The following is a 19,191-nucleotide window of genomic DNA, read 5'->3' on the forward strand; positions in this document are numbered from 1 at the left end:
CCATGACCGGGGTGAATGGACCTGTGGAAGATCTCACTGGGCGTCGGCTGGTGGTGGTGACCGGGGCCAGCTCCGGCATCGGGTTGGCCGCCGCCGTGCAGCTGGCCTGCCGCGGTGACCAGGTGGCGTTGGTCGGGCGGGACCCGGCGCGCCTCCAGGCCGCAGCGGAACGGGTACGCGAGACCTCGGGCGAGCGTCCCGAGTTGTTCCGGGCCGACTTCGCGGTCCTCGACGACGTGCGCCGGCTCGCCGAGCAGTTGCGGGCGACGTACCACCGGATCGACGTGCTCGCCAACAACGCCGGGGCGATCGCGTTGCAGCCGCTCACCACCGTCGACGGCTTCGAGATGTCCATCCAGGCCAACCACCTGGCCCCGTTCCTGCTGACCAATCTGCTCGCCGACCGGGTGGACCGGGTCGTGGTGACCGCCTCCGGCGCACACCGCTTCGGCGCGGTGGACCCGGACGACCTGAACGCGCCACTGCGCGGCTATCGATCGACGGGCGCGTACGGCACCAGCAAACAGGCGAACATCCTGTTCACCGTCGAGGCGGCCCGGCGCTGGCCGGGGATGTCCGTGTACAGCTTCCACCCCGGGGTGGTGCGTACCCGCTTCGGCAACGACAGCAGGCTGGTGGCGATCGGTATGCGGTTCATGCCGTTCCGCAGCCCGGAGAAGGGCGCCGAGACCCTGGTGTGGTTGGCCAACCAGGACCGTTCCCGGCTGGTCGACGGGGGCTACTACGTCGACCGTCGGCTGCGTCGGCCGTACCGCAAGGCCACGAACCCACACCTCGCGGCCCGGCTCTGGGAGGCCAGCGCCAAGGCGGTCGGCATCGACGGCTAGCGTGGCCGCCATGCTGACACTCGTCGCGATCGTCGAGTTCGCCGCCGCTGCCGAGTCAGCCGCCCCGACCACCCGGGTCATCGAGGTGCACGAGCCCGTCGCCGGTCGCGACGGCGTCGCAGTCCCGACAGCAGGGGCACAGCGACCAGGACCGCCAGGACGAACCCCACCGCGAGCGCCCAGAACGGCGGCGGCCCGTAGTGGGGGCGGCCGGACTCGCGTACCGCTCCGCTGATCGCGAGGTCGGCGGCGACCGACAGGTCGGTGATGCCCTCCGGGGTCCGGAAGAGCACGTCCGGCGCTGTCGCGCCACGACGGAGCACCACGAGCTCAACGGCCTCCGTGCCGACCTCGTGATACGGCCCCCACGCGATGTCGTGCTCCTCCGGGAGGTCCTCCGCCTCCGGCCCCGGCACGCCGACCAACGCGACCGCCTCGTCCGCCGAGCGCCAGCCGAGCACCTGCACGAACGAACGGGAACGCAGCGGCGGGAACGCCGCACCGACCGACGGGGTGCCGTCGGCACTGGACCGCACTGCCAGTGTCCAGGTGCGCCGGTAGGACGGCACTGGGCAGTCGGTGCAGGTGGACCGGCCCAGGATCGCCACCGACCGCCCGTCCGGCAGCCAGGAGCCGGCACCGGCGAGCCGCCCGCCGGCCAACGGCAGCTTCCGGTACGGCTCGGCGACCCGATCCGCACCCGCGTCGTCCACCCGGGTCAGCCAGACCTCATCGCGAACCTGGAGGGCGAGTTCGCCGCCGTCCGGCGACAGCGCGGCCGTGCGCCCCGGCGGGATCCAGGCGCTGTCGACAGGCACCCGCAGCACGTCCTCCGCCCGATCCCGGTCGTAGACCCCGACGAGCGGGGTGGAATAGGTGTTCGGGGACGTGAACGTGGTGTCGGGGTCGGCGTAGACCAGGCGTTTCCCGTTCGGCGCGAAGGCGAGCGGGTATCCGTCCGGGCGTTCCGGGCTGGTCTTCCCGGTTTTCAAATCGATGAGGGAGTCACCCACCCAGGCGTACCGACCGTCCGGGGAGAGCACTGCCTCGAAACCCGCCACGGCCGGATCGCCGTCCAGCACGCGGTAGCGGTCGTCGTCCGCGGCCACCACACCCATCCGCGTCTCGAACCAGTTGGTGCGCACGGCGGGACCACCGAAGAGCATCGCCGCCACGCCAGGTGCCGAGTAGCCCACGGAGGCGGTCCGCAGCGGTGGATCGACGAGCCTGGTCGGCAGGCCGGGGTTGTCGTGACGCGGGCCGGCGGGCAGCGGCAGGGCCACCGGGTGCAGCGCGTACCCGGTGCCGAGGAGCAGGACCAGGACGGCGAGCGCACCGGCGACGACGGCCCGGCGACGACGGTGCCGGGTCCGCGCCGTGTCGAAGAGCCCGTCCGGTACGCGTGCCGGTGGCACGTCGGCGGCGAGGCGGCGCAGCGTCTCGGAGAGTCGGGCGGTCATCGGGAGGTCACCTCCTGCGCGCTCCGGCCGACGAGTTCGGCCAACTCGGGGGCGAGTGTCCGCAGCCGGCCCAGGGCGTGCCGGGTCTGACTCTTCACGGTGCCCACCCGGCAGCCGAGCAGTGCGGCCGTCTCGGTCTCGGTGCGGTCCTCGTAGTAGCGCAACACGAGAACCGCACGCTGCCGCGCGGTCAGCCGGGCCAGTGCCGTCCAGAGCACCAGGCGCACGTCGGTGTCGTCACCCGGGTCGGGTCGTTCCGGCACCACCCCGTCCAGGCGCTCGGGTGGGCGGGCCCGCCTCCGGCGCCACCAACTGGCCGCCTGGGTGCAGAGCACCCGACGCAGGTAGGCGTGCGGGTCCACGACCCGCTCCCACCGCACCGCGACCCGAGCCAGCGCCACCTGCACCAGGTCCTCGGCGTGGTGCCGGTCACCGGTCAACAGGTACGCGAGCCGGGTCAGCCCGGCGGTCTCGGCCCGGACGAAGTCGGCGAAGCCGTCCCGGGTGCGGTCCTCAGTCGTCAACGGATCGCCCTCCTCACCGGGATAGACGCGCGGCGGGTCCGTCACGGAGGGAACCAACGGGCGATCAGTCGTGCAGCGGGGTCGGGTCGGTCGGCAGCGCGGTGGGGGCGGTCCGCCGGCCACCGAGCACCACCACCGCCACACCGGCCAGCAGCAACGCCATCCCCAGCAGCGCGTACGGGCGGGGGACCTGCCCCAACCAGGCCCACCCGAGCACTGCCGCGCCGGGTGCCTCCAGCAGGATCAGCACGCTCACCGTGGTCGCCGAGATCTTCTGCAGGGCGTAGTTGAACATCGAGTGCCCGAGCAGTTGGGCGCCGACCACCAGAGCGAGGATGGCCAGCCAGGTGCGCCCGTCGAACCCGGTCAGGCGTACGCCGCCGACCAGGCACATGGCCAGCAGGATCAGCGCGCAGATCCCGTAGCAGATGGTGGTGTAGGTGGTGGTGCTGATGCTGGTCCGGGCCCGTTCGCCGAAGGCGGTGTAGACGGCGGCGAACATGGCGCCGGTCAGCGCCAGCACGTCGCCGAGGACGGCCCGGCCGGAGACGCCCACGTCCACACCGGTGGCGATCGCCGCGCCGCCGACCGCCACCGCGATGCCGATCCACACCACCCGGGGCAGCGGTCGCCCCTGGGCGCGGGCGATCAGCCCCTGCCAGACCGGCTGGGTGGCCACCAGCGCGGTGGAGGTGGCGACCGTGGTGAGCTGGGCGCTCGGCACCCAGGTCGCGAAGTGCCCGGCCAGCGCGACCCCGGACAGGACGCAGAACAGGCCCTCCCGACGGCCCGCGCCGACGGTCAGCCGACGGAACTCGGCGCGACGCCGGGCCAGCGAGAACGGGCCCAGCACGGCGACCGCGAGCAGGTTGCGCCAGAACGCGATGGCCAGCGCGGGCGCGGCGGCGTACGCGATCAGCGGCGCGGACGACGACACCGCGACCACGGCCAGGCCGACGGCGCCGGTGGTCAGCGGGTCCAGGGAGGGCCGGTGCGAAGGTGGGGGCACGGGACGTAATCCTCACACGTATGACGGACAGCACGGAGGGTCATCACTCCGTTACGATCACGCGCGTCCGCGCCGGCGACCCTCGACCGCCCGGAGGCGCTCCCCCATGCCCACCTACCAGGCGGTGCTGTTCGACTTCTTCGGCACCCTGACCCGCTCGGTGCAGCGCGGAGTCGCGCACGCCGGCACCGCCGAGCTGCTCGGCTGTCACACCGACACGTTGACCGAGGTGTTGGACCGCACGTACTACGAACGGGCCACCGGCCTGCTCGGCAACGCGGAGGCGACCCTTCGCTGGGTGTGCGCCCAGGCCGGTGTACACCCCAGTGACCATGCGGTGCGGGCGGCCGTGGCGTCCCGACACCGGGCGGTCCGCGCGGACACCTGGTTACGGGCCGACGCCGTGCCGGTGCTCGCGGCCCTCCGTGGGCGCGGCCTGCGCACCGGCGTGATCAGCGACTGTACGCACGAACTTCCGGCCTTCCTGCCCCAGCTCGCCATCGCCCCCCTGCTCGACGTGCGGGTCTTCTCGGTGCAGGTCGGACGGTGCAAACCGGATCCGGCGCTCTACCTGACCGCCTGCCGGCGACTCGGGCTGACGCCCGGCGACTGCCTGTACGTCGGCGACGGCGGCAGCCAGGAGTTGACCGGCGCCGAACGGGCCGGGATGACCGCCGTTCGGCTCGCCGCGCCGGATCTGGCCACGCACATGGTGTTCAACGCCGACCTGGATTGGCAGGGGCCCACGCTCGGCACCCTGGGCGAGGTGCTCGACCTCGTCGACAGCGACGCCGAGGTGATGGGGGTCGGCGGCCGGGCGGGGTGACGACCGATCAGCGACGACGGACCCGGTGCAGGCGGAACGGCTTGCGGGTGGCCCGGACCGCCGGCGTGGCCCGGGGTGGCTCGGTCTGCGGGTCGGCCGGCAGGTCCGCGCCGGCCAGCGGCGTTCCCGCCGGGACGAGCCGGTTCACCGCGCACCCGTCGGCGGCCCAGCGGGCCACCAGGTCGGCCGTCGGGCCGGGAGCGTTGAGGCGCTTCGCCGCGACCAGCGGCGCGACGGTGTCCCACGCCTCGGTGCCCGGCTGCACCCGGCTCACCGTCGCCGGCCAGGTGACGATCCGACCGCCGTGGTCGCCACGCAGCGACACCTGTGCCTCGGTCGCGTCGGCCAGACCCGGCGCCGCCTGCTCACCCGGCCCGCTGACCACCAGGAGCGCGCCTTCGAGTGGCGCGCACCAGAGCGCGAGCGCCGGCCCACCCGAGACGCTCACCCAGGCCACCGCGGCCTTCTTCATCGCCTCGTCGACAAGCGGCGTCGACCCGTGCCCGTCGTCAGTCACAGTGACATCCTCCCGCATCGGCGTCCGGGCTCAGCCCACGAACGGCGGGACGGCGATCTCACCCCGGGCCACCGGCATCACCTGCCCGGCGACCGTCGCGCCGACCGCCACGCCGTTCGCCGCGGTGACCGTGCAGGCCAGCGCCGACGGACGGTTCATCTCCACACCCTGACGGACCGCGAAGCGGGACAGCCCCTCGCCCGGCAGCAGGCCGGTCGCCACCAGCCAGACGCCCAGGCCGAGCGCCGCCGAGCCGGTCGCCGGGTCCTCCGGAATGCCGATCCCCGGCACGAAGACCCGGGCGTGTGCGGTTTGGGCGGCCGCGTCCCAGGAGAAGACGCTGACGTGCGAAACCCCGTACCGCTGCGCCGCGGCCGCGTTCACCTGGGCGCGGGCCAGCGACTCCGGACGCACCGGCAGGTACGGAAACTCCAACCCGCAACCGGCGACGCGTGGTGCCGGGCCGACGTGGTCGTCCGCGACCAGCCCGGCGATCTCCAGCAGGGGCTCCGGATCCAACTCCGGCCCGAGGGTGGGTGTGCCACCGGTCAACGTCGCACCAAAGGAGGTCACCTCGATCGGCAGCACCCCGGCGTGGCACTCCTGGGTGACCGGCCCCACACCGAACATCCCCCGCCGGCTCGCGGTGACCGCCGCGCCGACGCTCGGATGCCCGGCGAACGGCAACTCCTCCACCGGCGTGAAGATCCGGGCCCGGTAGGTGACGCCGACCTGGGTGGGTGGCAGCACGAACACCGTCTCGGAGAGGTTGAACTCCAGCGCGAGTGCCTGCATCTGCTCCGTGGCCAGCCCTTCCGCGCCGAACACCACGGCCAGCGGGTTACCGGCGAAGGGGCGGTCGGTGAAGACGTCCACGATCTCGTAGGCCAAGGTCGACATGTTGATAAACACTAGGCGCTTAGGCTGGTGCCCGTGAGCACGCCGACCCGGGTCTACATCGCCCGTCTCGCCGGAGTCGCCGTCTTCGACCCGAACGGTGACCAGGTGGGGCGGGTTCGTGACGCCGTGGCACGGCTGCGGGCGACCACACGCCCGCCGGAGGTGGTCGGCCTCGTCGCCGAGATGCCGATGCGTCGCCGAATCTTCCTGTCCATCAATCGGATCACCTCCATCGACGCGGACGCCGTCGTGCTCGGCTCCGGCACCCTCAACCTGCGCCGGTTCGAGAAGCGCCCGAACGAGCTGCTGGTGCTGCAGGAACTGCTCGACCGGCGGGTGCAACTCGACCCGGGCGGCCAGCCCGGCGCGGTCGTGGACGTCGCGATGGAGTGCTCCCGGGGCGGCGAGTGGTCACTGACCCGGGTCGCCGTACGGGAGCAGACCGGTCGACTCACCCGTCGTGGCCACCTGCACCAGGTCGAGTGGGACCGGGTGCGCGGGCTCAGCGGCATCGCCGACAACCGGGGTACGGCGAACCTGCTCGCCGTACTGGAGGACATGCGTCCCGCCGACCTCGCCAACGCGTTGCAGGACCTGCCCGACCTGCGACGCAACGAGGTCGCCGCCGCACTGGACGACGAGCGGTTGGCCGACGTGCTCAGCGAGCTGCCGGAGCACGACCAGGTGGAGATCCTCGCCGCCCTCGACCGGGAACGGGCCGCCGACGTCCTGGAGGAGATGGACCCCGACGACGCCGCGGACCTCCTCAACGAACTACCCCCGCCGGAGCAGGACGTCCTGCTGGACCTGATGGAGCCGGACGAGGCCGACCCGGTACGTCAGCTGCTGAAGTACACCCCCGGCACCGCGGGCAGCGTGATGACCTCGGAGCCGGTCATCCTGCCGCCGGACGCCACGGTCGCCGAGGCACTGGCCCGGATCCGGGAACCGCAACTCTCCCCCGCCGTCGCCGCCCAGGTCTTCGTGACCCGAGCGCCGCAGAACACGCCGACCGGGCGCTACCTGGGCATGGTGCACTTCCAGGCGCTGCTGCGCGAACCACCCGCCGACCTGCTCGGCAAGGTCGTGGTCAACGACATCGACCCGCTGCGCCCCACCACGCCGCTGCCGGAGATCACCCGCCGGATGGCCACCTACGACCTGGTCGCCATGCCGGTCATCGACCGGAACAACCGGCTCGTCGGCGCCGTGACGGTGGACGACGTGCTGGACCACTCGCTGCCCCGCGACTGGCGCGACCGCGACGCCCTGCCCGCCCCGGGCGCCACCGACGTCGTGCTGGACGGCGCGGATGGCTGAGCAGCGGCGGGCCGAACGGCTGGACCAGCCCCGCGAGCCCCGGGGCATCAAGCTGCCCCGCTTCGACGCGGAGGCGTTCGGCAGGTGGTCGGAGGGCATCGCGCGGGGCATGGGGACCGCGAACTTCATCGTCGTCATGACGGTGGTGATCACCATCTGGTTCGTCTGGAACACGTTGGCCCCGGCGGACCTGCGCTTCGACCCGTACACCTTCACGTTCCTGACCCTGGTGCTGTCGTTGCAGGCCAGCTACGCCGCGCCGCTGATCCTGCTGGCCCAGAACCGGCAGGCCGACCGGGACCGGTTGGCGTTGGAGGAGGACCGGCGGCGGGCCACCGCGCAGAAGGCGGACACCGAGTACCTGGCCCGGGAGATCGCCGCGCTACGGATCGCGCTGGGTGAGGTGGCGACCCGCGACTTCCTCCGTTCCGAGCTGACCCGGCTGGCCGAGGAGCTGGACGAGGCGGGGCAGCGCCGGCAACGGCTGGAACGCCGGCAGCAGGAGAAGGAGAGCCGGCAGGAGCGGCGTGGGCAGCGGTCGACCGACGGTGTCGGCCTGGACGAACCCCGCGACGACCTGGACGGCGACGTCACCCGCGAGGCCCGACCGGACGGCACCGGGCCGCGCCGGTCCGACGGCTGACCGGCGGGCCATCGATTGGCTCACACCGCCCCGGGCAGCGGCGGCAGGGGATGCCCCGCGACGTAGCATTGCGGGCATGTCAGCACCCGTGAGCACCGTCGAGGACGCGATCCAGGCCGCCCTGGCCACCGTCAACGACCCGGAGATCCGCCGGCCGATCACCGAGCTGGGCATGGTCCGCTCCGCCACGATCGCTGCCAGCGGCGTCGTACGCGTCGAGCTGCTGCTCACCGTCGCCGGATGCCCGCTCAAGGACAAGCTGCGGGGCGACATCACCGCCGCCGTCGCCGCGGTGCCCGGCGTCACCGGCGTGGAGATCGACTTCGGGGTGATGACGCCCGAGCAGCGGCAGTCGTTGCAGTCGCAGCTACGCGGCGGCGGCGCCACCGAGGAGCCGGTCATCCCGTTCGCCCAGCCCGGCTCACGTACCCGGGTCTACGCGGTGGCCAGCGGCAAGGGTGGCGTCGGCAAGTCCAGCGTGACCGTCAACCTGGCGGCGGCCCTCGCCGCCCGCGGGCTCTCCGTCGGCGTGGTCGACGCCGACATCTACGGCCACTCGGTGCCCCGGATGCTCGGCGCGGACGGCCGACCCACCCGAGTCGAAGACATGATCATGCCGCCGCAGTCGCACGGCGTGAAGGTCATCTCGATCGGCATGTTCACCGCCGGCAACGCCGCGGTGGTGTGGCGCGGCCCGATGCTGCACCGGGCGTTGCAGCAGTTCCTGGCCGACGTCTACTGGGGTGACCTGGACGTGCTCCTGCTGGACCTCCCCCCGGGCACCGGTGACGTGGCCATCTCGCTGGCCCAGTTGCTGCCCAACTCGGAGATCCTGGTGGTCACCACCCCGCAGGCCGCCGCCGCCGAGGTGGCGGAACGGGCCGGTGCGATCGCCCTGCAGACCCACCAGCGTGTGGTCGGCGTCATCGAGAACATGTCCTGGCTGGAGCTGCCGGACGGCTCCCGGATGGAGATTTTCGGGGCGGGCGGTGGCACGGCCGTCGCCGAGTCGCTGAGCCGGACCATCGGCGCCCAGGTGCCGCTGCTCGGGCAGATCCCGCTGGACACCCGGGTCCGTGAGGCCGGCGACGCGGGCAACCCGATCGTGCTGGCCGAGCCGGAGTCCCCGGCCGCGACGGCGCTCGGCACGATCGCCGACCGGCTCGCGGTACGCCGTGAGTCGCTGCTCGGCAAGCCGCTCGGCCTCAAGCCCGCCGGCCGCTGACCGGCGCGAACATCGTCAGCCCGTCGGCCGCCCACCGGTCGGCGGGCTGAGCCGTCTCGTGACCGACTCGACCCGGCCCGTGATCGGCTCTTGATCGACTCGGTTTTCAAGATGTCGCGGTATCCCGCGCCGGTTGATGGGCCGACTTCCTGAAACCCGAGTCGATCACCCCCGGCAGAGGACGCGGAGGGGCGGGCAGAGGGCGCGACGGACGGCGCCGCCGGGTCGGTCAGGTGGCGTCGTCGTAGCTGACGCGGGGGGCCGGCGCCGAGGGGGTGCTGGTGGCCGTGCTGGGCCGGGCCCCGCCCGAGCGCACGTCGGCGGCGTTGGCCACGTCCTTCAGGTCGTCGTGCACGCTGCTGACGTCCGCGCGGAGGTTGTCGTAGACACCCTGCAACGGCTTGCGGATCGCCGCCTCGTCCTCCTCGCTGAGGAGGTGCTTACGGATGAACGCCTTCGGGTGCAGATCCTCGAGCTGGATGTCGGTGCCCAGCTCGCGACTCAGGTCGCCGGTGGCGTTGCGGGCCATGTTGCGCAGGTTGCGCACCAACCGCAGGCCGTCGGTGATGACCGCGGGCAACCGGTCCCCGAAGATCAGTAGCGCCAGAAGCAGCAGCGCTCCGATCTCCCACCAGTTCAGGTTGTCGAGCATCCCGTTGGCCTCCTCTCGGCGTCAGCAGCAAGACTACGCACGCCGGGCGGCGTTCGGGCAAGGGGTGAGCCGCTGTTCACTTCGCGTCCGCGGCAAGTCTCACCGAGGTGTTCTGCCGGGCGGAGCCTCGCCGAAACTCGACCGTCACCACCGAGCCCGGCGCGTACTTGCGGACCAGCGCGGTCAGGTCCGTCGGCTCGGTCATCGGCCGCCCATTGATCTTGAGAATCACGTCGCCGACCTTCAAGCCGGCGCTGTCCGCCGGGCCGGACGGCTCCACCGCCGCCAACCGGAGGCCACCCCCGACGACTCCGGTCGGGCCCTCCACCCGGGCGCCGATTACCGTACGCCGGGCCTTGCCGGTGCCGATGATGTCCTGGGTCACCCGCTTGGCCTGGTTGATCGGGATCGCGAAGGCGAGGCCGATGTTGCCCGCCTCCTGCCCCTCGGCGACCAGGGACTTGATCGTGGAGTTCACGCCGACCACCCGCCCGGCGCCGTCGACCAACGGGCCACCCGAGTTGCCGTGGTTGACCGCGGCGTCGGTCTGGATGGCCGCGTAGTAGCGCACCGGCCCGCCCGGCTCGCCTGCCTGCATCGTCCGGTCCAGCGCACTGACGATGCCGGCGGTCACCGTGTTGGCGAGCGACAGCGGCGAACCCATGGCGAGCACCGGGTCGCCGACGGCGAGGGCGTCCGAGTCGCCGAACTCCACCGCCTGCAACCCGGGACGACTCACCTTGATCACGGCGATGTCCGATTCCGGGTCCTGACCGACGATGGTCGCCGGCGCGCTGCTGCCGTCGTTGAAGACCACCGAGGCCTTGCCGGTGCCGCCGGCCACCACATGGTCGTTGGTGATCACGTGGCCGTCGGCGGTGGCGATGAAGCCGGAGCCTTCGCTGGTCCCGCCGAGGCTGCTCACCCGGACGGTGACGACGCTGGGCAGGACCCGTTCGGCGACACCGGCCAGTGACTCGGGTTTGCGCTGGGCCAGCGCCGGTGCCTCTGCCGGCGCCCCGCCGAGCACCGTCCCACCCGCGTTACCGCGAACCGCGAACGCGTAGCCCAGCGCGCCGCCGAGGGTGCCGGCCAGCAGCGCGGTGATCACGGGGATGAGCAGCAGGTGACGCAGTGTCGGTCGGCCCGGCGCGTCCGGGTCGGTGACCGCTTCCGGCTCGATGCCGGCCACCGCCACCCCCGGAACCACCACCGCGGTCGGGGCCGCCGGGTCCCGCCAGGGATCGGCGAGCGCGTCCGACCACCAGGGCGACGCCCCGGACGCGGACGCGGCCGGCCAGCTCGACGCCGGCCCGGCGTTCGGCCCACCCGCCGCCGGAGGGTGCCCGGGTGCCGGCCGACTCGGCGACGGCGCACCGGCCACCGGAGGATGCCCGGGTGTCGGCCCCGGCCCGCCTGACGGCACGCTTGACGCGTAGCCGGCCTCCGGCGTGGTCGGCGACCCGGCCGGAGGATTCCCCGCCCCGGGCGGTCGCGCCGGAGTCTCACCGCCCCGGCGCCAGTCCCAGCCGTCGGTCACGTCGGTGCCTCCCAGTCCGTCCCGGATCCCGCGCCCGCGTCGCCCGGCCACGGGCCGGTTCGGTCGCGCCTGACGGGATACCGCCTCCAGGATTGCACGGATGTACGCGGTGGAGTCACCGGTTGCCCCGCCGATCGCGACAGTCGGAGGCGCGGCTGCGCCCCACGGCGGTCGCCTCTACGCTCACAGTGCCAACCCGCCCCCGCACCACGCACCGCCCCGGAGGTGCCCCATCGCCACGGTCGCCGGTTCCGGCAGTTCGACGGCCCAGGCTCAGCAGTTCGCCGAGTCGTACGTCACCGAGGATCTCGTCCTGCGTACCGCCCGTAGCCTGGCCCGGGAGGTGGGCCTCGACGCGGTCACCCCCGGCGCGGGGGCCGCGCTGCGGCTGCTGGCCGCCGCCGGCAACGCGCGCGCCGTGGTGGAGATCGGCACCGGCACCGGGGTGAGCGGGGTCTGGTTGCTGCGTGGCATGCGCGCGGACGGGGTGCTCACCACGATCGACGTGGAGGTGGAGCACCAACGGATCGCCCGACGCATCTTCAGCGAGGCGGGCTTCCCCGCCGGCCGTACGCGGATCATCACCGGTCGTGCGCTGGACGTGCTACCCCGGCTCGCCGACGGCGCGTACGACCTGGTGTTCGTGGACGCGGAGGCGACCGGCTTCCACGCCTGCGTGGAGGCGGCGCTGCGGCTGTTGCGCCCGGGGGGAGTGCTCGCGCTCAACGGCGTGCTGGCCGGCGGCCGGATCGGCGACCCGGCGGCTCGGGACGCCGAGACGGTGACCGTCCGCGAAACGATCAAGGCGGTCCGGGAGTCGGAGCACTGGATTCCGGCGCTGCTTCCGGTCGGGCACGGGCTGCTCGCCGCGGTGAAGTGCTGACCCTGGTCAGGTGAGGTGCTGACCAGGGTCAGTCGATGCCGGCCAACCAGCGGAGCAACGACCTGACGCCCCAGCCGGTCGCGCCTCGGCTGACCTCGGCGTGGTCACCGTCGGCCCAGGACGGGGCCGACATGTCCAGGTGCAGCCAACGGTCCCGTAGGTCGCCGGTGAACTCGCGAAGGTACAGGGCGGCCAGCACCGAACCGGCACCCTGCGTGGGGGCGCTGTAGAGGTCGGCGATCTCGCTACCCAGGTATTCCACGTAGTCGGTGTGCAGGGGCATCCGCCACGCCGACTCGCCGGCCGCCTCGGCTGCGGCCAGCACGTCCGCGGCCAGTTGGTCGTTCTCGCTGTACAGCGCGGCGGTGCGCTTGCCCAGGGCCACGGCGTTGGCGCCGGTGAGGGTGGCGAGGTCGACCAGCAGGTCCGGCTTGAGCTGCCGCACCGCGTACGCCAGCGCGTCGGCGAGGACCAGGCGGCCCTCCGCATCGGAGTTGGTCGTCTCGCTCGTCGTGCCGCCGTAGTGCGTGATGACGTCGCCGGGCCGGAACGCCGCGCCGCTGACCATGTTCTCGGCGAGCGGAGCCAACGTGGTGACCCGGACCGGCAGCCGCAGCTCGGCGGCTCCGAGGGTGGCGGCGACGACCGCCGCCGCGCCGGCCATGTCCTTGCGCATCAGCTTCATCGCCGGCACCGGCTTGATCGAGATGCCGCCGGTGTCGAAGGTGATGCCCTTGCCGACCAGCACCACGTGGGTGCGTGCGTCGGCCGGGTGCCAGTCCAGTTCGAGGAGCCGTGGGGTGCTGGCCGACCCGCCCCCCACGGCGAGGATTCCGCCGAAGCCCTCGGCGGCGAGTTCCGCCGGCCCACGGACCCGCAGTCGCAGGTCAGGAAGGTCGGCGGCGGCGGAGGTCACCTGGTCGGCGAACCACTGCGGGGTCTTCACCGAGGAGGGGGTGTTGGTCAGGTCCCGGGCGAGGTGGGTCATCGTCGCGGTGGTCCGGGCGGCGGCCACGGTGGCCTCGAACGAGGTGGGATCGGCGAGGAGGAGGTCGACGCTGTCGAGCGCCGGCGCGGTGTCGGCCTCGGTCAGTCGGAACCGGTACGGCGCGAGCAGCAGCCCTTCGGTGAACCCACGGACCTCGGCCGGAGTCACCCCGATCGGCAGCGCGATGGTGATATGCGTCTCATCCGTGGCGGAGCGGGCCAGTGCGGCGCCGGCCGTCCGCCAGGCCGCCTCGCCACCGTCGCCGACGCCGAGCAGGAGCATCCGACCGGGGGTACGCCCGGGACGCAGCTGAGTGTGGATCTCGCCGGCCCGGCCGGTCAGTCGGGCGGCGGGCACCAGCGCGGCGGCCTCCTCGACAGTGCCGTCCGGGGGCGCGACAGCGGTCGGGACGAGCTCGGCCGGGTCGGCGGCACGGACAGGCAGAACCAGGACGTCGAGCCGGTCGGGCTCGGCGATCAGACGGATGGCGAGCACGCGGGACCGTACCTCCAGGAAAGTGTCGCGGAGCGGAACCCAACCCGCCTGCCCGCAGCGATGAAGACCCTGAGCCACCGGCGGTACCGGTGGCTCAGGGTCCGAAAGAACGCTCCGGGCGGCCTGCGCCGCCCGGACCACTCCTTACTCAGCCGGCCGCTGCCTTCAACGCGTCACCGAGCGCGTTGGCCTCGTCGGGAGTCATCTCGACGACGAGCCGGCCACCGCCCTCCAGCGGGACCCGCATGACGATGCCCCGACCCTCCTTGGTGACTTCCAGCGGACCGTCGCCCGTCCGCGGCTTCATCGCCGCCATGTTGTCTCCCCTCAGACCTACACCAGGGTCGGTGGGTTGCCCCACAGCCACTTCGTCACGACCACCCGCAACGGTCGCGGGGGTGTCGACAGACGATTTTCCCTGATGAACACCGCCGGACCCAAACCGGAGCAGCATTGATGTAACAGCATCTAGCTTATCTTGAGAAGGCCTGTCACAATGTGCGGTCATGCAGGCACGGTCGGCACTCTTCGACCTGTACGGCGACCACCTCCGTCCGAGGGGTGGCCGGGCACCGGTCGCTGCCCTGGTCAAGCTACTGGCACCGCTGGGAATCGCACCGCCCGCCGTTCGCACCGCCGTGTCCCGGATGGTGCGCCAGGGTTGGCTCGAACCCCTCCGGTTGGTCTCCGGACCGGGATATTCGATCACACCGAAAGCAGCGCGCCGACTCGACGAGGCAGCGGCGCGGATCTACCGGACCGGCCGGGTCACCTGGGACGGCCGATTCGATCTGCTGGTGCTGGAGGCACCCGGCTCCCGACGGGACCGGCAGCGGCTCGCCGCCAATCTGAGCTTCCTCGGCTACGGCACGCTCGACGAGCAGACCTGGGTCGCCACCCGCCCGGCCGACGACGTGGACCTGCTCCTCGCCGAGGCCGGCATCCGCTTCGAGCGGTTCACCGCCGCGCACCACGCCGGCACCCCCGGCGCCATGGGCGTGGTCCGGCGCGCGTGGAACCTGACCGAGATCGGCCACGCCTACGAGCGGTTCGTCGCGGACCAGCGTCCGCTGCTCGCGGCGGTCACCGTACGCAGCAGCGACGAGGAGGCGTACGCGACGCGGTTCCGACTCGTGCACGCGTGGCGTACGTTCCTCTTCCGGGACCCGCAACTGCCCCCGGCGCTGCTGCCCGAGCGTTGGCCGGGCACCGCCGCGGCCAGCTTCTTCGACCGGCACGCGGCACGTCTGCGTCCGGCCGCCGACCGGTACGTCGAGCAGTGCCTCGACTCCGGCAACCGCCTCGTACGACAGAAGGGTCGTTAGACACGTGACCGAGCCGCTGCTGGTCGACCGGACCGACGCCGTCGTCACCCTCACGCTGAACCGGCCCACCGCGATGAACGCCCTCGACGTGGCGCTCAAGGAGGCGTTGCGCGACACCCTGGCGCAGTTGGAGACCGACCGGTCCTGCCGCGCGGTCGTGCTGGCCGGTGCGGGTGGGTCGTTCAGCGCCGGTCAGGACCTGCGCGAACACGTCGCCACCCTGGAAAGCTCCGCGAGCGACCCGCTGGGCACCGTGCGGGCGCACTACAACCCGATCGCCGCCCGGCTGGCCAACCTGCCCAAGCCGGTGATCGCCGCGGTCCGTGGAATGGCCGCCGGGGCCGGCGCGTCGCTGGCGTTCCTCGCCGACATCCGCATCGGTGGTCCGACCACGAGTTTCCTGATGGCCTTCGCCAAGGTCGGCCTCGCCGCCGACACCGGCGCCTCGTGGACACTGCCTCGACTGGTCGGCCACGCCAAGGCGGTGGAGTTGCTGATGCTGGCCGAGCCGGTCCGCGCCGAGGAGGCCTGCCGGCTCGGGCTGCTCAACCGGCTGACCGACGACGACGAGCAGGTGCTGCCCACCGCCCAGGAGTTGGCCGCCCGCCTCGCCGCCGGGCCCACCATCGCGTACGGGGCGATCAAGCGGCAACTCTCCATCGCCGACGCCGGCACCCTCGCCGACGCCCTCGCGGCCGAGGCGCAGGCCCAGTCGATCTGCGGCGCCACCGCCGACCACCGGGCGTCCACGCTCGCCTTCGTCGCCAAGCAGAAACCGGTGTTCGAGGGACGCTGAACGCGATTCGGACACCGCCCTTACCGTCCTCGAACACGGGCCGCCTAACGTCGGCCGCTATGAGCGATCGTGAAGCGGTGGCACACCTGCTGCGCCGGGCCACCTTCGGTCCGACCGCCGACGAGGTGGACGCGGCCGAGCGGGCCGGGCCGGCAGCGACGTTGGATCGGCTGCTCGACCCGGGTCGGGCCGACCGGGGGGCGGCGGCCACCCCGCCGCCCACCCTGGCCCCGGACCCGTACGCCGCGCTGACCAAGGAATCCACCCGGGAGCAGCGGCAGAAGGCGAACGCGGAACGCCGCGAGCAACTCCAGCAGGTCACCGGATGGTGGCTGGACCGGATGGTGGCCGCCGAGGACGGGCTGACCGAGAAGCTCCTCTTCTTCTGGCACGGGCACTGGGCCACCAGCGCCCAGAAGGTCAAGTCCGCCGGGACGATGCTGGGCCAGTTGGACACGCTGCGGCGGCACGGGCGGGGGCCGCTGGGCCCGCTGGTCGCCGCGATGGTGCGCGACCCTGCCCTGATCATCTGGTTGGACGGGCAGAAGAACACCCGCAAGGCACCGAACGAGAACCTGGCCCGCGAGCTGATGGAGTTGTTCACCCTCGGCATCGGCAACTACACCGAGGCGGACGTGAAGGCCGGGGCGCGCGCCCTGACCGGCTGGCTGGTCGACCGGCAGACCGGCGTGGCCCGCTTCGAGGCGAAGCGACACGACCCCTCCGAGAAGACCATCCTCGGGCAGACCGGGCGGTTCGACGCTCCGGCGTACGCCGGGCTGCTCGCCGCCCAACCCACGGCCGCGACGTTCGTGGCCGGTCGGCTCTGGTTCCGCTACGCCGGCACCGAGATCCCGGCACCGGGCGGCCTGGCCGGCGCGGACACCGTGGCGACACTGCGCGCGATCTTCTCGTCCCCGGCGTTCGCGCAGACCCGGGGCACGTTGGTCAAGCAGCCGGTGGAGTGGCTGGTGGGCGCGCTACGGCAGCTCGGCATCCGCCCGAAGGAGCTGCCCGAGCAGCAACGCAAACAACTGCTGGCCGGTCTGAACGCGCTGGACCAGGTGCCGCTGCGACCGCCGAGCGTGGGCGGCTGGCCCGCCGGAGCGGCCTGGTTGACCACCTCGTCGTTGCAGGCCCGGCTGCGGACGGCCGGGATGCTCGCCGCCGCCACGGCGCCGACGGTGCTGGCCCGACTGACCGCCGCCCCCGCCGCCGGCCGTCCGGACGCGTTGGCCCGGCTGCTGGTGGTCGACGGCTGGGGCCCACGCACCCGGGCCGCCCTGACGCCGCTGGCCGGTGAACCCCGCAAACTGCTGGCCGCCGGCCTGGTCAGCCCCGAGTACACAGTCAGCTGAGCGGAGGAGTCGACATGGACACGGTGACCCGACGCAGGTTCCTGGTGACCAGCGGTGTGATCGGCGCAGGTGCGCTGGCCGCCGGGGCCGGCGCGTACACGATGCGGGACCTGCTGGAGACCAGCGGCGACCGCGATCCAGAGGCCCGCACGCTGGTGCTGGTGACCCTCTACGGCGGCAACGACGGCCTCAACACGGTCATCCCGTACGGCGACCCGGCCTACCGGGCGGCCCGCCCCGAGCTGGCGTACCCGGACTCGGAGGTGCGGCGACTGGACGACGACTTCGGCCTCAACCCGGCGCTGGAGGGTCTGCACCAGCGCTGGTCGAAGGGTGGGCTGGCGATCGTGCGCGGGGTCGGCTACCCGAAGCCGGACCGCAGCCACTTCCGGTCGATGGACATCTGGCACACCGCGCAGCCGGACCGGCCGGGCAACACCGGGTGGCTGGGGCGGTGGTTGGACCGGGCAGGTGGCGACCCCCGACTGGCGGTCTCCTTCGAGCCGGCGCTGCCACCGCTGCTGGCCGGGGCGCAGAGCGCCGGTGCCGCGGTGCCGGTCACCGACCGGAAGGCCGCCAAGGGGCTGCCGGCGCAGACACTCACCGCGTTCGAAGCCGCCGAGCCGGGTGAGTCCGCCGCGCGGGCCCGGGCCGCCGCCTGCTTCGCCGACCTGCGCTCGGTGGACGAGATGATCCGCGAGGTCCGCGACTCCGACGACCCGGACCTGGCGGACGCGGACGGCGAGCAGGCCCCGGCGACCGCCACCGGCGGGGCGAAGACCCCGCTGGACGCCCAACTGGACCTGGTCGCACAGTGCGTCGAGGCGGGAGTGTCCACGCGGGTCTTCTCGGTGTCGCTCGGCGGTTTCGACACGCACGCCGACGAGAAGCAGTTGCAGGCCGTCCTGCTGGGTCAGCTCGACCGTGCGTTGACCGGGTTCGCCGAGCGGATGAGTCGCACCGAGGCGGGGCGGAAGGTGGTGGTCGCGGTCTACTCCGAGTTCGGCCGTCGCGTCCGGGCCAACGCCTCCGACGGCACCGACCACGGCACCGCGTCGGACGTGCTGCTGCTCGGCGCGGGCGTCCGCGGCGGCTGGCACGGGGCAGCGCCGAGCCTCACCGACCTCGACGACGGGGACCTGAAGTTCACCACCGACTTCCGGGACGTCTACGCCACGCTGCTCGAACGCGTGCTGGACACCGACCCGGGCCCGGTCCTCGCCGACTGGAAGGGCCGACTGGACAAGCTCTTCTAATCGTCCTCTTCCGGGTCCTGGTTGGCCTCGGCGCCCAGCACGAACGCCTGCATGGCCAGCTCGTCGCCGGCCGGTGACACGAAGGCGGGCAGCTCACGCGGGCCCAGCTCCTGCACGTAGGACCAGAACAGGCGGACCGCCTCGGCCGGTGTGCCGGCCTCGATCGGCAGGTCGAGGCTGACCAGCCAGGTGCGCCGGGCCGGTGGCGGGCCGAGCTGGTCGGCCAACGCCCGGAAGGCCGCCGGGTCCAGCGGGCTCACCGGCCCGTCGAGGGTCAGCAGGTCGGCCGGCACCGGCTCGTCGAAGGCCCGACGGGTGTACGCCACGACGAGCGCCCCCGGCTCGACAGCGGACTGCGGGTCGTCCGGGTCTTCCCGGTGGCGTCGACCCGTGGCGGCGACCCGGCCGAGGGCCACCAGCCGGGGTGGCGCGTCGACCAGCACCGCCACCTGATCCCCCGGGCCCGGCCGGGCGACGTCGGCCAGCCCGGTCAGCTCCAACGTCTCGTGGTGCACGAGCCGCTCGGCTTCGTACCGCTCGGCGGGCAGCAGCACCGCCCAGGTGCCCACCCCGTCGGCGCGGCCGGATCCGTCGGCCCGGTACGCGGTCTCGGTCGTCATGCCTGC

At 72.9% G+C, this 19,191-nt stretch carries 20 protein-coding genes; 10 read left to right on the plus strand and 10 right to left on the minus strand.

Going from position 1 to position 19,191, the window contains the following annotated elements; genetic code table 11:
• Window positions 1–23: 23 nt before the first annotated feature.
• Complete coding sequence (locus tag O7617_RS08950) at window positions 24–848, plus strand: SDR family NAD(P)-dependent oxidoreductase (RefSeq protein WP_282264683.1); 825 nt, start codon at window positions 24–26, stop codon at window positions 846–848.
• A 77-nt stretch (window positions 849–925) separates the two neighbouring features.
• On the opposite strand, the gene O7617_RS08955 is transcribed toward O7617_RS08950, so the two are convergent.
• The 3 genes from O7617_RS08955 to O7617_RS08965 all read right to left on the minus strand — a co-directional run bounded on the left by O7617_RS08955 (window position 926) and on the right by O7617_RS08965 (window position 3,841).
• The gene (locus O7617_RS08955; RefSeq protein WP_282262767.1) at window positions 926–2,308 is read right to left on the minus strand and encodes a hypothetical protein; all 1,383 of its coding nucleotides are present in this window, start codon (window positions 2,306–2,308) and stop codon (window positions 926–928) included.
• The gene (locus O7617_RS08960) at window positions 2,305–2,832 is read right to left on the minus strand and encodes a SigE family RNA polymerase sigma factor (RefSeq protein WP_282262768.1); all 528 of its coding nucleotides are present in this window, start codon (window positions 2,830–2,832) and stop codon (window positions 2,305–2,307) included. Before O7617_RS08960 ends, O7617_RS08955 begins: the two co-directional genes overlap by 4 nt.
• A 64-nt stretch (window positions 2,833–2,896) precedes the next feature.
• A complete protein-coding gene (locus O7617_RS08965; protein ID WP_282262769.1) occupies window positions 2,897–3,841 on the minus strand; it encodes a DMT family transporter in 945 nt (314 codons plus the stop codon).
• Between the two features lie 106 nt (window positions 3,842–3,947).
• On the opposite strand from O7617_RS08965, the gene O7617_RS08970 reads away from it, so the two are divergent.
• Window positions 3,948–4,667 carry an HAD family hydrolase gene (locus O7617_RS08970; RefSeq protein ID WP_282262770.1) on the plus strand — a complete coding sequence of 240 codons (720 nt, stop codon included), beginning with the start codon at window positions 3,948–3,950 and terminating at the stop codon, window positions 4,665–4,667.
• A gap of 7 nt (window positions 4,668–4,674) precedes the next feature.
• Here the strand turns inward: O7617_RS08970 and O7617_RS08975 are convergent, their stop codons facing one another.
• Both O7617_RS08975 and O7617_RS08980 read right to left on the minus strand, forming a co-directional pair.
• Window positions 4,675–5,202, minus strand: a complete 528-nt coding sequence (locus tag O7617_RS08975; RefSeq protein WP_282262772.1) for a hypothetical protein — start codon at window positions 5,200–5,202, stop codon at window positions 4,675–4,677.
• A 12-nt stretch (window positions 5,203–5,214) separates the two neighbouring features.
• Entirely contained in the window at window positions 5,215–6,084 is an 870-nt protein-coding gene (locus O7617_RS08980; RefSeq protein ID WP_282262773.1) for a PhzF family phenazine biosynthesis protein, read from the minus strand.
• Window positions 6,085–6,117: 33 nt separating this feature from the next.
• Here O7617_RS08980 and O7617_RS08985 point away from each other — a divergent pair, with 33 nt between their 5' ends.
• The 3 genes from O7617_RS08985 (at window position 6,118) to O7617_RS08995 (ending at window position 9,272) form a co-directional block, all read left to right on the plus strand.
• Window positions 6,118–7,404 carry a CBS domain-containing protein gene (locus O7617_RS08985; RefSeq protein ID WP_282262774.1) on the plus strand — a complete coding sequence of 429 codons (1,287 nt, stop codon included), beginning with the start codon at window positions 6,118–6,120 and terminating at the stop codon, window positions 7,402–7,404.
• Window positions 7,397–8,047, plus strand: coding sequence for a DUF1003 domain-containing protein (locus O7617_RS08990; protein ID WP_282262776.1), 651 nt, complete (start codon window positions 7,397–7,399; stop codon window positions 8,045–8,047). The genes O7617_RS08985 and O7617_RS08990 overlap by 8 nt, the downstream gene beginning before the upstream one ends.
• Before the next feature lie 76 nt (window positions 8,048–8,123).
• Window positions 8,124–9,272 (plus strand): Mrp/NBP35 family ATP-binding protein, encoded by a 1,149-nt coding sequence (locus O7617_RS08995; protein WP_282262778.1) that lies wholly within the window; start codon window positions 8,124–8,126, stop codon window positions 9,270–9,272.
• A 229-nt stretch (window positions 9,273–9,501) separates the two neighbouring features.
• On the opposite strand, the gene O7617_RS09000 is transcribed toward O7617_RS08995, so the two are convergent.
• Window positions 9,502–9,924, minus strand: coding sequence for a preprotein translocase subunit TatB (locus O7617_RS09000; RefSeq protein ID WP_282262780.1), 423 nt, complete (start codon window positions 9,922–9,924; stop codon window positions 9,502–9,504).
• A 76-nt stretch (window positions 9,925–10,000) separates the two neighbouring features.
• Window positions 10,001–11,308 (minus strand): trypsin-like peptidase domain-containing protein, encoded by a 1,308-nt coding sequence (locus tag O7617_RS09005; protein WP_282262782.1) that lies wholly within the window; start codon window positions 11,306–11,308, stop codon window positions 10,001–10,003.
• A 388-nt stretch (window positions 11,309–11,696) separates the two neighbouring features.
• Here O7617_RS09005 and O7617_RS09010 point away from each other — a divergent pair, with 388 nt between their 5' ends.
• Entirely contained in the window at window positions 11,697–12,347 is a 651-nt protein-coding gene (locus O7617_RS09010; RefSeq protein ID WP_282264684.1) for an O-methyltransferase, read from the plus strand.
• Between the two features lie 28 nt (window positions 12,348–12,375).
• Here the strand turns inward: O7617_RS09010 and O7617_RS09015 are convergent, their stop codons facing one another.
• Both O7617_RS09015 and O7617_RS09020 read right to left on the minus strand, forming a co-directional pair.
• Window positions 12,376–13,830 (minus strand): leucyl aminopeptidase family protein, encoded by a 1,455-nt coding sequence (locus tag O7617_RS09015; RefSeq protein ID WP_282262784.1) that lies wholly within the window; start codon window positions 13,828–13,830, stop codon window positions 12,376–12,378.
• Between the two features lie 148 nt (window positions 13,831–13,978).
• Window positions 13,979–14,146 (minus strand): DUF3117 domain-containing protein, encoded by a 168-nt coding sequence (locus O7617_RS09020; RefSeq protein ID WP_007455245.1) that lies wholly within the window; start codon window positions 14,144–14,146, stop codon window positions 13,979–13,981.
• Window positions 14,147–14,336: 190 nt separating this feature from the next.
• Here O7617_RS09020 and O7617_RS09025 point away from each other — a divergent pair, with 190 nt between their 5' ends.
• The 4 genes from O7617_RS09025 to O7617_RS09040 are packed head-to-tail and all read left to right on the plus strand — an operon-like array spanning window position 14,337 to window position 18,565.
• On the plus strand, window positions 14,337–15,155 hold the full coding sequence (locus O7617_RS09025; RefSeq protein WP_282262785.1) for a PaaX family transcriptional regulator C-terminal domain-containing protein: 819 nt from the start codon (window positions 14,337–14,339) through the stop codon (window positions 15,153–15,155).
• 4 nt (window positions 15,156–15,159) lie between these two features.
• Window positions 15,160–15,951: an enoyl-CoA hydratase-related protein gene (locus tag O7617_RS09030; protein ID WP_282262786.1), complete on the plus strand. Its 792-nt coding sequence runs from the start codon at window positions 15,160–15,162 to the stop codon at window positions 15,949–15,951.
• 59 nt (window positions 15,952–16,010) lie between these two features.
• A complete protein-coding gene (locus O7617_RS09035; RefSeq protein ID WP_282262787.1) occupies window positions 16,011–17,309 on the plus strand; it encodes a DUF1800 domain-containing protein in 1,299 nt (432 codons plus the stop codon).
• A 14-nt stretch (window positions 17,310–17,323) separates the two neighbouring features.
• A complete protein-coding gene (locus O7617_RS09040) occupies window positions 17,324–18,565 on the plus strand; it encodes a DUF1501 domain-containing protein (protein WP_282262789.1) in 1,242 nt (413 codons plus the stop codon).
• On the opposite strand, the gene O7617_RS09045 is transcribed toward O7617_RS09040, so the two are convergent.
• Window positions 18,562–19,185, minus strand: coding sequence for a hypothetical protein (locus O7617_RS09045; RefSeq protein ID WP_282262792.1), 624 nt, complete (start codon window positions 19,183–19,185; stop codon window positions 18,562–18,564). The genes O7617_RS09040 and O7617_RS09045 overlap by 4 nt on opposite strands.
• Window positions 19,186–19,191 lie beyond the last annotated feature (6 nt).

Origin of the sequence: Micromonospora sp. WMMD1155 (assembly GCF_029581275.1) — a bacterium.
Classification (GTDB): domain Bacteria; phylum Actinomycetota; class Actinomycetes; order Mycobacteriales; family Micromonosporaceae; genus Micromonospora.

Excerpts from the sequence above, each read along its gene's own strand:
- O7617_RS08955 (WP_282262767.1), bottom strand. The coding sequence starts at position 2,308 with ATGACCGCCCGACTCTCCGAGACGCTGCGCCGCCTCGCCGCCGACGTG.
- O7617_RS08970 (WP_282262770.1), top strand. The coding sequence starts at position 3,948 with ATGCCCACCTACCAGGCGGTGCTGTTCGACTTCTTCGGCACCCTGACC.
- O7617_RS08975 (WP_282262772.1), bottom strand. The coding sequence starts at position 5,202 with ATGCGGGAGGATGTCACTGTGACTGACGACGGGCACGGGTCGACGCCG.
- O7617_RS08980 (WP_282262773.1), bottom strand. The coding sequence starts at position 6,084 with ATGTCGACCTTGGCCTACGAGATCGTGGACGTCTTCACCGACCGCCCC.
- O7617_RS08990 (WP_282262776.1), top strand. The coding sequence starts at position 7,397 with ATGGCTGAGCAGCGGCGGGCCGAACGGCTGGACCAGCCCCGCGAGCCC.
- O7617_RS08995 (WP_282262778.1), top strand. The coding sequence starts at position 8,124 with ATGTCAGCACCCGTGAGCACCGTCGAGGACGCGATCCAGGCCGCCCTG.
- O7617_RS09000 (WP_282262780.1), bottom strand. The coding sequence starts at position 9,924 with ATGCTCGACAACCTGAACTGGTGGGAGATCGGAGCGCTGCTGCTTCTG.
- O7617_RS09020 (WP_007455245.1), bottom strand. The coding sequence starts at position 14,146 with ATGGCGGCGATGAAGCCGCGGACGGGCGACGGTCCGCTGGAAGTCACC.
- O7617_RS09025 (WP_282262785.1), top strand. The coding sequence starts at position 14,337 with ATGCAGGCACGGTCGGCACTCTTCGACCTGTACGGCGACCACCTCCGT.
- O7617_RS09035 (WP_282262787.1), top strand. The coding sequence starts at position 16,011 with ATGAGCGATCGTGAAGCGGTGGCACACCTGCTGCGCCGGGCCACCTTC.
- O7617_RS09040 (WP_282262789.1), top strand. The coding sequence starts at position 17,324 with ATGGACACGGTGACCCGACGCAGGTTCCTGGTGACCAGCGGTGTGATC.
- O7617_RS09045 (WP_282262792.1), bottom strand. The coding sequence starts at position 19,185 with ATGACGACCGAGACCGCGTACCGGGCCGACGGATCCGGCCGCGCCGAC.